Origin of the sequence: Phocaeicola salanitronis DSM 18170 (genome assembly GCF_000190575.1) — a bacterium.
In the GTDB taxonomy this organism is placed as follows: Bacteria; Bacteroidota; Bacteroidia; order Bacteroidales; family Bacteroidaceae; genus Phocaeicola; species Phocaeicola salanitronis.
The window spans coordinates 924,012-937,626 of record NC_015164.1 but is presented as its reverse complement, the minus strand read 5'-3'; the positions used below and the strand labels follow the sequence as shown (position 1 = coordinate 937,626).

Below are 13,615 nucleotides of genomic sequence, written 5' to 3'. Positions count from 1 at the left end.
CGAATTAACTTGGCAGTCCTGCATTTGATTCACGTCGTGGTGGTACCAGGGGGTGAGGAAGGTTCGTGTATGTAGTTGTTCGAGATTATACGTTGAAAAGCCTTTCTCACCCCTGAGTCGAGAGAGGCTTTTTTATAATTGGCAGTTGGGTTAAGCTGGTATTGTGATTGGGTGGAAGCTCAAGAACTTAAAAACTAACAAACTTAAAAACTAAAGAACTAAAAAAACATAATGGAGATGAAACATCAGTTACGCAGTTCAATGAGTACCGAAGGCCGGCGCATGGCGGGAGCCCGCGCCTTGTGGGTGGCCAACGGGATGAAGAAAGAAATGATGGGCAAGCCGATTATTGCGGTGGTCAACTCGTTTACCCAGTTTGTGCCGGGACATACCCACCTGCATGAAATCGGGCAGATGGTGAAAGCCGAAATCGAACGGCAGGGGTGCTTTGCCGCCGAGTTCAACACCATTGCCATTGATGACGGAATAGCGATGGGGCACGACGGGATGTTGTATTCATTGCCTTCGCGCGACATTATCGCCGACAGCATCGAGTATATGGTGAACGCGCATAAGGCGGATGCGATGATTTGCATCTCCAATTGCGACAAGATTACGCCGGGGATGCTGATGGCGGCGATGCGGCTCAATATTCCCACGGTGTTCGTGTCGGGAGGACCGATGGAGGCCGGCGAATGGGGCGGGATGCATCTCGACCTGATAGACGCGATGATTAAGTCGGCGGACACGAGTGTGAGCGATGCCGATGTGGCGGAAATAGAGCGTCATGCCTGTCCCGGATGCGGGTGCTGCTCGGGAATGTTCACCGCCAACTCGATGAATTGCCTGAACGAGGCAATCGGGCTTGCCCTGCCGGGGAACGGCACCGTTCTTGCCACGCACGCCAACCGCCGCATCCTGTTCGAAGACGCGGCACGGCTCATCGTGGAGAATGCGTGGAAGTATTACCGTGATGGGGATGATAGTGTATTGCCACGGAGCATCGCCACACGCCAGGCTTTCTTCAACGCCATGACCCTCGACATTGCGATGGGCGGTTCTACCAACACGGTGCTTCACCTGCTTGCCATTGCCCACGAGGCGGAAGTGGATTTCTGTATGGACGACATCGACCAGCTTTCGCGACGCGTGCCTTGCCTGTGCAAGGTGGCTCCCAATACGCAGAAATACCACATACAGGACGTGAACCGTGCCGGTGGTATTCTGAATATTTTGGGCGAGCTGGCGAAGGGAGGCTTGCTGGACACTTCGGTGCGCCGGGTAGACGGAACTACCTTGGCAGAAGCCATAGCCCAATATAATATATGTGTGCCCGCTCCCGATCCCGAGGCGTTGCGCATTTACCGGAGCGCACCGGGCGGTAAGTTCTGCATCGCGCTGGGCGCACAGGACACAATGTACGATACGTTGGACACCGACCGTGCCGCAGGGTGTATCCGTGATTTGCAACATGCTTATTCGAAAGACGGAGGCCTGGCGGTATTGAAGGGTAACATTGCGCAGGACGGATGCGTGGTGAAGACGGCTGGAGTGGATGAGAGTATCTGGAAATTCTCCGGTCCCGCTAAAGTCTTCGATTCGCAGGAAGCGGCTTGCGAGGGAATCTTGGGAGGCAAGGTGGTGAGCGGCGATGTGGTGGTCATCACCCACGAAGGTCCCAAAGGAGGACCGGGAATGCAGGAAATGCTTTACCCCACATCGTACATCAAGTCGAAACACTTGGGCAAAGAGTGTGCCCTCATTACCGACGGACGCTTTAGCGGCGGTACATCGGGTTTGAGCATCGGGCACATTTCGCCCGAAGCTGCTGCCGGGGGAAACATCGGTAAGATTGTAGACGGCGACATCATCGAGATAGATATCCCGAACCGTACCATCAACGTACGGCTGAGCGATGAGGAACTGGCTGCACGCCCGATGGCACCCGTTACGCGTGACCGCAAGGTGTCGAAAGCTCTTAGGGCGTATGCCGCGATGGTAAGCTCGGCAGATAAAGGAGGAGTGAGAATGATTGACTGAATTGTTTAGGTACTAGGTAACTAGGTTCTGGATACCATTCATAAGACTATTCAAAACCTAGTCAACTAGTGTCTAAACCCTAGTTCCTAAAATAAATAAAAGGAAGAATATGGACAAAGAAAGAATAACAGGCTCGGAGGCATTGATGCGTTCGCTGGAGCACGAAGGGGTGAAGACGCTTTTCGGCTATCCCGGCGGAGCCATTATGCCGGTATTTGATGCATTATACGACCATCGGGACAAGTTGAACCATATCCTTGTGCGTCACGAACAGGGGGCGGTACATGCGGCACAGGGCTTTGCCCGGGTGTCGGGTGAGGTAGGGGTATGTCTGGTGACGAGCGGTCCCGGCGCTACGAACACCATTACCGGTGTGGCGGATGCGATGATAGACAGTACGCCCATTGTGGTGATAGCCGGTCAGGTGGGTGCATCGTTATTGGGTACAGACGCTTTTCAGGAAGTGGACCTGGTAGGTGTTACCCAGCCTATATCGAAATGGAGTTACCAGATACGCCGTGCCGAAGACGTGGCATGGGCGGTGTCGCGTGCGTTCTACCTTGCGCGGAGCGGGCGTCCCGGTCCGGTGGTGCTCGATTTTGCCAAGAATGCGCAGACCGAAATGACGGAATACGAACCGGTGGATGTGGACTTTATCCGGAGTTATGACCCTGACCCCGAGACCGACCCGAAGATGGTGGCAGAGGCGGTGAAGCTCATCAACGAAGCCGAACGCCCCTTGCTGCTGGTAGGGCAGGGTGTAGAATTGGGAGGTGCACAAGAAGAACTGAAAGCATTTGCCGAGAAGGCGGACATCCCCTGCGGATGTACCTTGTTAGGGCTTTCGGCATTGCCTTCTGCCCACCGGCTGAACAAGGGAATGCTGGGGATGCACGGCAATCTTGCCCCTAACGTGAAGACCAACGAGTGTGACGTGCTGATAGCCGTGGGGATGCGTTTCGACGACCGTGTGACGGGTAAGCTGGAAACATACGCCCGTCAGGCGAAGGTCATCCACTTGGATGTAGACCCTTCGGAGATAGGTAAGAACGTGCCGGTGGATGTGCCTGTGCTGGGCAATTGCAAGCGTACGTTGGCTTTGCTGACCGAATTGATACAGACCCACAAGCATACGGAATGGATAGAAAGTTTCCGCCCGTACGATGAGAAAGAGTACGAGCAGGTAATCCGTCCCGAGGTACATCCCGAAAGCGGTCCGCTGAATATGGGCGAGGTGGTCAATGCCGTGAGCGAGGCAACCTGTCGCGAAGCGATATTGGTGACCGATGTAGGTCAGAACCAGATGATGGCATGCCGCTATTTCAAGTTCGGGAAAAAACGGAGCATCGTGACTTCGGGTGGTATGGGAACGATGGGCTTCTGCCTTCCGGCGGCAATTGGTGCCACGTTCGGCTGTCCCGGACGTACGGTATGCGCCTTTATGGGCGACGGAGGCTTGCAGATGACGATGCAAGAGCTGGGTACCGTGATGGAGCAGCAAGTACCGGTGAAGCTTATTTTACTGAACAATAATTACTTAGGTAATGTGCGTCAATGGCAGGCGATGTTTTTCAACCGCCGCTATTCGTTTACGCCGATGATGAACCCCGACTACATGCAGATAGCTGCCGCCTACGGCATAGCCGGACGCCGCGTGATGGAACGGGACGAGCTGGAAGGTGCCATCCGCGAGATGCTGGACACCGACGGACCTTTCCTGCTCGAAGTGTGTGTGGTAGAAGAAGGCAATGTGCTCCCGATGACTCCTCCGGGAAGTTCGGTAAACGATATGCTGCTTGAACTGGATTGTTGAATAAAAAGCCCCTCCCAGCCTTCCCATGAGGGGAAGGGCTACTATTTAAAAACGAAAACGCAAATGGATAATAAGACATTATATACAATTATCGTTCACTCGGAAAACTTTGCCGGTTTGCTCAATCAGGTGACCGCCGTGTTCACCCGCCGGCAAATCAATATCGAGAGCCTGAACGTTTCGGCATCTTCCATCAAGGGCGTGCATAAATATACGATAACGTGCTGGACCACCCCCGACATCGTGGAGAAGGTAGTGCGTCAGATAGAGAAGAAAATCGACGTCATTCAGGCGCATTATTTCACTGAAAAGGAAATCTTTCAGCGTGAGGTGGCGATGTACAAGGTTTCTACACCCGAGTTCCAGTCGAATCCCGAGGCATCGAAGGTGGTGCGCCGTGCCAGTGCGCACATCGTGGAGGTAAACCCCACGTTCTGCATCGTGGAACTGACAGGAATGAGTGCCGAAATCACCGACTTGTACCAGAAGCTGAAAGACCTGAACTGCGTGCTCCAGTTTGTCCGCTCAGGGCGGATAGCTGTGTCTACCAGTTGTTTCGAGCGGGTGAACGAGTACCTGGCGCATCGGGAAGAACGTTATTTGAAAGAGAAAAAAGAGTAAACATTATGGACGCAAAAGAGAAAGTAGGCAGATACGAATTTGTGGCTGAGCCTTTTCATGTAGATTTTGCGGGACGGCTCACCATGGGAGTATTGGGAAACCATTTATTGAATTGTGCCGGATTCCATGCCGCCGACCGCGGGTTTGGGATAGCGGTATTGAATGAGAATCATTATACGTGGGTGCTTTCGCGCTTGGCGGTAGAAATGACCGATATGCCCCGGGCATACGAGAAGTTCAGTATCGAGACATGGGTGGAAAATGTCTACCGGCTCTTCACCGACCGCAACTTCGCGGTACTCAATGCGGAAGGCAAGCCCATCGGTTATGCACGTTCGGTATGGGCGATGATTAGTATGGAGACCCGTAAGCCTGCTGATTTGTTTCTCTTGCATGGCGATGAAATCACAAGTTATATATGCGCCGACAAGCCTTGTCCCATCGCGAAGGCGGGTAGGGTAAAGGTAGGCGATGCGCAGCCGGTGGCGGAATATCATACCCGGTACAGCGACATCGACCTGAATGGGCATGTGAACAGCATCAAGTACATCGAGCATATCCTCGACCTGTTTCCGCTGGAAATGTACCGTGAAAAAACGCTGCACCGTTTCGAGGTGGCGTATGCAGCCGAAAGCCATTATGGTGATGTGCTGGGGTTTTATCGGGAACAAAAGTCGGAAAACGAATACGACATCGAGGTACGGAAGAACGGGACTGAGACCGCCATACGGAGCAAAGTGGTGTTTGAATAATTCAGAATTAATAATTAAAATGAATGTCCGCAATCATCCTATGTAGGGGCAAAATGCGGATATTCATAATAATTAAAAAACTCTGTGTGCCTCTGTGTTCTTTGTGGTGAAAACTTAAAAACTAACAAACTTAAAAACTAACAAACTCAAATATTAACTTGCGGACCGGTAAGGTCTGCGTAAAAAGATTGTAATTTTATGGCAAAAATGAATTTTGGCGGAGTTATCGAAAACGTAGAGACCCGCGAAGAATTTCCTTTGGAAAAAGCACGTGAAGTATTGAAAGACGAAACTATAGCCGTAATCGGTTACGGCGTACAGGGACCGGGCCAGTCGTTGAACCTGCGCGATAACGGGTTCAATGTCATCGTGGGCCAGCGTCCGGGAAAGACATACGATAAAGCCGTTGCCGACGGATGGGTGCCGGGCGAAACCCTTTTCGGCATCGAAGAGGCTTGCGAGCGTGCGACGATTATCGCCGTATTGCTCTCGGATGCAGCGCAGATAGCTTGCTGGCCGACTATCGAGAAACATCTTACGGCTGGTAAGGCACTGTATTTCTCTCACGGTTTCGCCATTACTTGGAACGACCGTACAGGCGTGGTTCCCCCGAAAGATGTAGACGTGATTATGGTGGCACCGAAAGGTTCGGGAACTTCTTTGCGTACCATGTTCCTTGAAGGTCGCGGGCTGAACTCGTCATACGCAATCTATCAGGATGCTACCGGTAAGGCTTGGGACCGTGTCATCGCTATGGGTATCGGTATTGGTTCGGGATACCTGTTCGAAACCACTTTCCAGCGCGAAGCTACTTCCGACTTGACCGGCGAACGCGGTACGCTGATGGGTGCCATCCAGGGCTTGCTTTTGGCTCAGTACGAAACCTTGCGCGAACACGGGCACACGCCTTCTGAAGCTTTCAATGAAACCGTAGAAGAGCTTACCCAGTCGCTGATGCCGCTCTTTGCTGCCAAAGGTATGGACTGGATGTATGCCAACTGCTCTACTACAGCCCAGCGCGGCGCACTCGACTGGATGGTTCCGTTCCACGATGCTACCAAGCCGGTATTCGAAAAACTGTATAAGTCGGTAGCCGACGGACTGGAAGCCCAGCGTTCCATCGACTCCAACTCTCAGCCCGACTATCGCGAAAAGCTGAACGAAGAGCTGAAAGCCTTGCGCGAAAGCGAAATGTGGCAGACGGGTGTGGTAGTACGTAAGCTCCGTCCTGAAAACAACTGATTCTTGTTAGTGGAATGACATAGAAACGCTCCCTTTCCGGTTTCTTCACGAAATAGGAAAGGGGGCATCGTTTTTTGACAGATAAATCTATTTCGCTGGTACGTCAGGCTTTACCTTAAAGGTCAGTGTACCGGCTTTTACTAAATCGTTGTGGTTGATGCGGTATCCGCATTTTTCGTCTCCCATACGGATGTAGTCGATGAAGCCCCATCCGGAATCCCCCGGTTCATTTATCCGTTCGATAACCAGCTTGTCCCGTCCGTAATATTTCGGGTCGAGTTTGATGGTAATCTTGTCGAAGGTAGGAGTGGTGAGCGTATATTCAGGTACGCCAGGGCAGTCGGGATAAAAGCCCATCATGCTGAATATTGCCCATGCCGACATGGTTCCTGTATCTTCGTTTCCCGGCAGGCCATCGGGTTTGGTGGTGAAATATTTGGCAAGCAGTTCTTTTACCAAAAGCTGTGTGCGCCGTTCTTCTCCCTTGAAGTAACTGAACAGGTATGGATAAGCGATGTCCGGTTCGTTGGCAGGGTCGTATAGCCCTTTATCGAATACCATTTGCAACTTGTCGATGAATTTCTTTTTTCCGCCCATCAGTTTGGCAAGTCCCATTACATCGTGGGGCACATAGAATGTATAGTTCCAGGCGCATCCTTCATGGAATCCGGGATTCGGCTCGAAGTTTGCCCCTTGTTTGGGATCGAAGGGAGAGTAGAAGGTACCGTCGGGCAAGATGGGGCGGAATGTGCCGAACTCCTTGCAATAATAATGCTTGTATCCCATTGAGCGGGCATAGAACAGTTTGGCATCGTCTTTCTTTCCCAAGGCTTCAGCCAAGGTGGCAAGTGAATAGTCGGCGATGTAATATTCCAGTGCGTGTGATACGGAGTTGTCGAACTGTTCGCGTAAAGGAACGTATCCCAATTTCATATAGTCATCGTTGTCCGGGCGGAGCAGATTGTCTTTTCCCGGTGTGTCGGCTCCCTTGCGCATGGCTTCGTAGGCAAGTTCGATGTCGAAATCACGCAAGCCTTTCATCCAGGTGTCTACCAATACGGGGATGGCAGGGTCGCCTTCCATGGTCAGGGTTTCACGTCCATACAGTTCCCATTTGGGCAGCCAGCCGTGTTCCTTGTACATGTCAATCATGGTGCATACCATATCCATCTGGCGTTCGGGATAGACCAGTGTCATCAGTTGGTGCAGGTTGCGGTAAGTATCCCACAATGAAAATACGGTGTAGCGGTTTCCTTTCGTGGTGAGGATTTTGTCGCCTTCCATTTGCGGATATTCTCCGTTTACGTCTTGCAGCAGGTTGGGATGAATCAGTGCATGATAAAGTGCGGTATAGAATACGGTTTTCTGGTCTTGGGTGCCGCCTTCTACCTTGATTCGCCCTAAGTCTTCGTTCCAGCGGGTACGTGCTTCGTTGTGTATGGCGTCGAAGTGTTGTCCGTGCTGTTCCTTCTCCAGGTTCTCGCGTGCATTCTCAATGCTGACAAACGATACGCCCATGGCCACTTCTATCTGTTCGCCTTCTTCCGTATCGAAAGTGAACCATGCGCCGATGTCGTCTCCTGCTATGTCTTTATTGTACTTGGTATACAGTTTGTATTTGCCTTGGTCGGGGTCCCATTCCGCTTCAACTCCTTGCATCGGGCGTTGTTTTTTCCAGTAGCCTGTCGCTTTAGGTGCCTGGCTGATACGCATGACGAAATAGATGGGGAAAACCGCTTGTGGGTTGTAGCAGAACGTGCCCAGCACTTTCATGCCTTCCACTTCCCGGTCGTTGACTCTCCGCATATAGGCTCCGGACTCGTTGGTCAGCCCTTCGCCCAAGTTTAACAGGATGTGGCTTTCGCCTTTCGGGAACGTGAAACGTGTAAGTCCGGTGCGTGGTGTAGCGGTAGCTTCTGCTAGTACATCGTATTTGGTGAGCGAGATGGTATAGTATCCCGGTGTGGCGTTTTCTTTTTCGTATTTGCTTCCGTAGTTATGATAGTCTACGTCCAGCTTGCCTGTGGTAGGCATCAGCAGGAGCGAACCCAATTCGGGACATCCCACGCCGCTCAGGTTAACGTGCGCGAAGCCGGTGAAGAAGCTGTTGGTGTATTCGTAGGGAGTAGACCACCATCGTGCGTCTTTGTCGTAAGTGTTGTCAGACGAGCCCATCACATTGAACGGTACGACAGACATCATGCCGTTAGGGCAGATAGCGCCCGGGTTGCAGGTGCCGAAGTTGGTGGTTCCGATAAACGGATTCACATAGTCGGCGGGTTCTTCTTGTGCCGTTAACGGACTTAACAAGAACAGGCTTGCTATGCAAGTAAGTAAATGTTTCATGTCTTTCAGGTTTAAGGGTTGGTAAATTGGATAATAATGAAACACAGAGACACAAAAACACAGCGATAAGGAATTTAACTGATAGTCTCTGTGTCTCCGTGTCTCTGTGTTCAGATTTTAAAGCGAATGCGACTTCACGAAATCAACGATTTCGTCGATATAGCCGAATGCCATGCCTACTACCGTATCCGCTGCACCGTAATATACCGCTACACGCTTGCCGTCCTGCAATGCCGCACAGGGGAACACTACGTTGGGCACGTCGCCTTGCAATTCATAAGGAGCGGCAGGCGCCAACAGATAAGGTTGTGTGCGGTATAATACCTTTTCGGGGCAATCTTTGTCTAAGATAGCGGCACCCATCGAATAGCGGAAGCCGTTGCAGGTCTGGATGACACCATGATAGAACAGCAACCAACCGGCATCGGTGAGGAAGGGTACGGAACCTGCCCCTATCTTGGTGCATTGCCAGGCACTGTCTTCGAAAGGAGCGGTTTTCATCACGCAACGGTGTTCGCCCCAATATTTCATGTCGGGGCTGTAGCTGATGTAGATGTCGCCGAACGGGGTGTGTCCGTTGTCACTGGGACGGCTCAGCATGGCATATTTCCCGTTTATCTTCTGCGGGAACAATACGCCGTTGCGGTTGAAGGGCAAGAAGGCATTCTCGCACTGGAAAAATTCCTTGAAATCGAACGTATAGCCAATGCCGATTGTCGGTCCGTGGTATCCGTTGCACCAGGTAATCCAGTAGCGGTCTTCTATCCATGTCACGCGCGGGTCATATTTGTAATCCGATTCAATCATGTCCGTATTTCCCGCCTTGAATTGAATGGGATTGTGTTCGATTTCCCAATGAATGCCGTCTTTGCTGAATCCGGCAAAAATGTTCATCTGTACCGCCTTGTTGTCGCATCGGAACACACCGGCGAATCCGTCACCGAATGGCACTACGGCGCTATTGAAAATGCTGTTTGAGGTGGGTATGTCGTAGCGTCCGATAACGGGGTTCTGCGAATACCGCCACATCATGTCTGTACATCCTGCCGGGCGTTCTTCCCATGGCATTTTGAAATTCTCTACCATTTTTCTTTTAGTTAATAGTTAATAATTAAAAGTTTATAGTGTTGTCTTTATTCTCTTTCTCCTTTCAGCAACGAGCCGTCCGGCGCATACTTGAACGGTACAAAATACGTAATCAGGAATGCGGGTATCGTGGCTATCAGCACGAAGATGAAGAAAGGCTCGTATCCTCCCGGCTTGTTGAACCATTCGCCCAAGGTCTCGCATACCCATCCGCTCAGCATGCCCGGCAGCATCACGCCTAAGTTCATGATGCCCGAAGCGAACGCGTAGTGTGCCATCTGATGCTTGCCCGGTGCCACTTGCTGCATCATAAACAGGGTCAGCCCAACAAAGCCGAAGCCATAGCCGAAGTATTCGAACACGATGCCGCTGCAAATCAGTATGCCGTTTTCAGGTTGGAAAGTTGCCAGCAAGGCATAGACTACGAACGGAAGGTTGAAGATGCAACACAGGGTGAACAATGTTTTCTTCAGTCCGCGTGAGGAGATGTAATATCCGGCAAGCAAGGAGCCTAATACGAAAGCTGCTGCCCCGTAGGCTCCATAGTAAAGCCCGATTTCCTTTTCGCTCAATCCCAAGCCTCCCATCGCACGGTCCGCTTTCAGAAAGAGCGGTACGATTTTCATCACAAAGCCTTCGGCAAACCGGTACAGGATGATGAAGCACAGGTAATATACGATGTGGCTCTTGCGGAAGAAATCGGTCAATACAGATATCAGTTCTTTCAACACCTGACCTGCTGTCCTTGTTTCTCCCTGTTGCCGTTTTTGTCCGGAAGGGAGCATGAAAATGTGGTAAATGCCTAACAATACCATGGTGGCGCAAAGGATAGCCATAATCAGCATCCATGCTTTTTGGTTTGCGGCAAACAGGACGGTTTTATCGTCCATGTTCCCTCCGGCATAACGCTCGATGGCATAACCTGCCAGATAAACCAGACCGCCGGTGGCGATAATCTTGGCGATGTTATAGAACGCGCCTTGCCAGCCTATGTATTTGGCTTGTTCCTGCTGGGAAAGCTCGCTCATGTATACACCGTCGCAAGCAATGTCATGTGTGGCGCCACTGAAGGCGATGACAGCCAGCAGGGCTATGGCAATGCTGAAAAAGTGAGGCAGGTTCAGCGAGAACGCTACCAGTCCGAAGGTAATGCCTGTAATCAATTGGGTGGCGACTACAAAGAATTTCTTCGTCTTGAACAGTTCGAGGAACGGGCTCCATAGGGGCTTTAATGTCCACGGCAATAGGATGAGCGAGGTCCAAAAGGTAATGAGCTTGTCTTCCACGCCCAATCCTTTGAACATAAGCACGGTCACCATATTGAGTACAACAAAAGGAAGCCCCATCGCAAAATATGCGGTGGGGACCCATGTGATAGGGCTTCTTTTATGAAGTTTTTCTTCTTCCATGTCCGGCATTATTTCTTCTCCAGCTCATTGCTGAATGAATAAGGAGCGTCTTCGGGAGCGATGCCTCTTGTCTTGTTGGGTGTGCTTCCCATGTTGATGTCGATTTCTCCTCCGTTCTGCAGCGTAGAGTGGGTGATATAGTTCTTGGTATAATCCTGTCCGTTCACTTTCATCGCTTCGATATAGAAGTTGTCCTTGCTGTTTTCGGGAGCGTTGATGGTAAGTGTCTTGCCGTTCTCGAAATGCAAGGTGGCTTTCTTGAACAACGGCGCTCCCATTACGTACTGGTCGGTACCCGGACATACCGGATAGAAGCCCAATGCCGTGAATACGTACCATGCCGATGTCTGGCCGTTATCTTCATCGCCGCAATAGCCGTCGGGGGTCGGTGTGTACATGCGGTCCATTACCTGGCGCAGCCAATATTGTGCTTTCCACGGTTGCTTGGCATAATTGTACAGGTAAATCATGTGCTGCACGGGTTGGTTGCCGTGTGCATAGTTGCCCATATTCATTACCGTCATCTCACGGATTTCGTGGATGGGGAAGCCGTAGTAACTGTCATCGAAGAGGGGAGGAACCGAGAATACCGAGTCCATCATGGTGATGAACGCCTCGTCGCCGCCCATTAAGTCTATCAGTCCTTGCGGGTCGTGGAATACCGACCATGAATAGTGCCAGCTGTTTCCTTCGGTGAAGGCATCCCCCCATTTCAGCGGTGAGAATGGCGACTGGAATGTACCGTTTTCATTCTTTCCGCGCATCAGTTTGCTTTCGGGGTCGAACAGGTTCTTGTAATTCATGGCACGTTCGGCAAAACGCTTGATTTCTTTCTTCGGGCGATCCAACGCTTTGGCGAGTTGGTAGATACACCAGTCGTCGTAAGCATATTCCAGCGTACGTGCGGCGTTCTCGTTAATCTTCACGTTATAAGGCACATAGCCCAATTTGTTGTAATATTCATATCCTAAACGTCCGGTAGACGATACTTCGGGGTGTACGCTTTCCGTGCCGTGCAGGATGCCTTGGTAAAGGGTTTCCACATCTTCCACCTTCACGCCTTTCAGGTATGCGTCTGCCAATACAGATGCCGAGTTATTGCCAATCATGCAGCCGCGATGCCCGGGGCTTGCCCATTCGGGGAAGAATCCGCTTTCTTTGTATGTGTTGATAAGCCCTTCCTGAATCTCCAGGTTTGTGGAGGGGTACATCAGGTTCAGCAACGGGAACAGGCAGCGGAACGTATCCCAAAAACCGGTATCGGTGTACATATAGCCCGGAAGTACTTCTCCGTTATATGGGCTGTAATGTACCGGCTTGCCTTGTGCGTCGATTTCGTAGAACTTGCGCGGAAACAGCAACGAACGGTACAGGCACGAATAGAACGTGCGGTATTGGTCCAAGTTTCCGCCTTCCACTTCAATGCGTCCCAATACATCGTTCCATGCGTCACGTCCTTTTTGCACCAATGTGTCGAACGAGTCGTTGCCCAGTTCTTTCAGGTTCTGCATGGCTTGGTCGTAGCTGATGAAAGAAGACGCGATGCGTGCGTGTACGGTCTCTCCTTTCCGGGTGCTGAAGCCGATGATGGCACCTGCGTGGCTCGCCTGTTGTTCGGTGCCGTTTTCATGCAGGATGCTGTCGGCTACAGTCGCCTGGTATGTGAACGGCTTGTCAAATTCGATGACGAAATAGTTCTTGAAGTTGGCAGGAACGCCTCCGCTGTTTCGGGTAGAATAACCGATAATGCGGTTGTTTGCCTTGTCGATTTTCACGTACGAACCTTTGTCGAATGCGTCGATTACGATGTACGAATGTTCGTTTTCGGGGAAGGTGAAACGGAACATAACGGCGCGTTCGGTAGGAGTCATTTCCGTTACGATGTCGTATTCTGCTAAATATACCTTATAATAGTAGGCTTTGGCTGTTTCTCCTTTGTGCGCGAACCAGCTTGCACGGCGGTCTTCGTTGAATTCCGGTTTGTTTACCATCGGCATGATGGAGAATTGTCCGTAGTCGTTTATCCACGGGCTGGGCTGGTGGGTCTGCTTGAACCCGCGGATTTTGGTGGCGGTATAGGTGTATTGCCAGCCGTCACCCATTTTTCCAGTCTGAGGCGTCCAGAAGTTCATGCCCCATGGACGTGCGATGGCTGGGTATGTATTGCCGGTAGACAATTCGAAAGTAGATTGCGTGCCTACTAACGGATTCACATAATCGGCGTAGTCTTTCGCCTGTCCGATGGTGAACAGGCAAGCGAATAAGGTCAATAGTAAACTTCGTTTTTTCATGGTGAATGGTTTTAG

The 13,615-nt window shown here is 51.2% G+C and carries 9 protein-coding genes; 5 read left to right on the top strand and 4 right to left on the bottom strand.

Going from position 1 to position 13,615, the window contains the following annotated elements; all coding sequences use genetic code 11:
• Positions 1 to 237: 237 nt before the first annotated feature.
• The 5 genes from ilvD (at position 238) to ilvC (ending at position 6,468) form a co-directional block, all read left to right on the top strand.
• A complete protein-coding gene (ilvD, locus tag BACSA_RS04235) occupies positions 238 to 2,040 on the top strand; it encodes a dihydroxy-acid dehydratase (RefSeq protein ID WP_083802641.1) in 1,803 nt (600 codons plus the stop codon).
• Between the two features lie 109 nt (positions 2,041 to 2,149).
• Complete coding sequence (gene ilvB, locus BACSA_RS04230) at positions 2,150 to 3,853, top strand: biosynthetic-type acetolactate synthase large subunit (RefSeq protein ID WP_013616883.1); 1,704 nt, start codon at positions 2,150 to 2,152, stop codon at positions 3,851 to 3,853.
• A 63-nt stretch (positions 3,854 to 3,916) separates the two neighbouring features.
• Positions 3,917 to 4,474, top strand: a complete 558-nt coding sequence (gene ilvN / locus BACSA_RS04225; RefSeq protein ID WP_013616882.1) for an acetolactate synthase small subunit — start codon at positions 3,917 to 3,919, stop codon at positions 4,472 to 4,474.
• A gap of 5 nt (positions 4,475 to 4,479) precedes the next feature.
• Positions 4,480 to 5,226: an acyl-[acyl-carrier-protein] thioesterase gene (locus BACSA_RS04220; protein ID WP_013616881.1), complete on the top strand. Its 747-nt coding sequence runs from the start codon at positions 4,480 to 4,482 to the stop codon at positions 5,224 to 5,226.
• A 198-nt stretch (positions 5,227 to 5,424) separates the two neighbouring features.
• Complete coding sequence (ilvC, locus tag BACSA_RS04215) at positions 5,425 to 6,468, top strand: ketol-acid reductoisomerase (RefSeq protein WP_013616880.1); 1,044 nt, start codon at positions 5,425 to 5,427, stop codon at positions 6,466 to 6,468.
• 87 nt (positions 6,469 to 6,555) lie between these two features.
• On the opposite strand, the gene BACSA_RS04210 is transcribed toward ilvC, so the two are convergent.
• The 4 genes from BACSA_RS04210 to BACSA_RS04195 all read right to left on the bottom strand — a co-directional run bounded on the left by BACSA_RS04210 (position 6,556) and on the right by BACSA_RS04195 (position 13,600).
• Entirely contained in the window at positions 6,556 to 8,814 is a 2,259-nt protein-coding gene (locus BACSA_RS04210) for a GH92 family glycosyl hydrolase (RefSeq protein WP_013616879.1), read from the bottom strand.
• Between the two features lie 117 nt (positions 8,815 to 8,931).
• The gene (locus tag BACSA_RS04205) at positions 8,932 to 9,900 is read right to left on the bottom strand and encodes a glycoside hydrolase family 130 protein (protein ID WP_013616878.1); all 969 of its coding nucleotides are present in this window, start codon (positions 9,898 to 9,900) and stop codon (positions 8,932 to 8,934) included.
• A 47-nt stretch (positions 9,901 to 9,947) separates the two neighbouring features.
• Complete coding sequence (locus BACSA_RS04200; protein WP_013616877.1) at positions 9,948 to 11,309, bottom strand: MFS transporter; 1,362 nt, start codon at positions 11,307 to 11,309, stop codon at positions 9,948 to 9,950.
• 8 nt (positions 11,310 to 11,317) lie between these two features.
• Entirely contained in the window at positions 11,318 to 13,600 is a 2,283-nt protein-coding gene (locus tag BACSA_RS04195; RefSeq protein ID WP_013616876.1) for a GH92 family glycosyl hydrolase, read from the bottom strand.
• Between the last annotated feature and the right edge of the window lie 15 nt (positions 13,601 to 13,615).

Coding starts and splice junctions, on each gene's coding strand:
- BACSA_RS04210 (WP_013616879.1), bottom strand. CDS start 8,814: ATGAAACATTTACTTACTTGCATAGCAAGCCTGTTCTTGTTAAGTCCG.
- BACSA_RS04205 (WP_013616878.1), bottom strand. CDS start 9,900: ATGGTAGAGAATTTCAAAATGCCATGGGAAGAACGCCCGGCAGGATGT.
- BACSA_RS04200 (WP_013616877.1), bottom strand. CDS start 11,309: ATGGAAGAAGAAAAACTTCATAAAAGAAGCCCTATCACATGGGTCCCC.
- ilvC (WP_013616880.1), top strand. CDS start 5,425: ATGGCAAAAATGAATTTTGGCGGAGTTATCGAAAACGTAGAGACCCGC.
- BACSA_RS04220 (WP_013616881.1), top strand. CDS start 4,480: ATGGACGCAAAAGAGAAAGTAGGCAGATACGAATTTGTGGCTGAGCCT.
- ilvD (WP_083802641.1), top strand. CDS start 238: ATGAAACATCAGTTACGCAGTTCAATGAGTACCGAAGGCCGGCGCATG.
- BACSA_RS04195 (WP_013616876.1), bottom strand. CDS start 13,600: ATGAAAAAACGAAGTTTACTATTGACCTTATTCGCTTGCCTGTTCACC.
- ilvB (WP_013616883.1), top strand. CDS start 2,150: ATGGACAAAGAAAGAATAACAGGCTCGGAGGCATTGATGCGTTCGCTG.
- ilvN (WP_013616882.1), top strand. CDS start 3,917: ATGGATAATAAGACATTATATACAATTATCGTTCACTCGGAAAACTTT.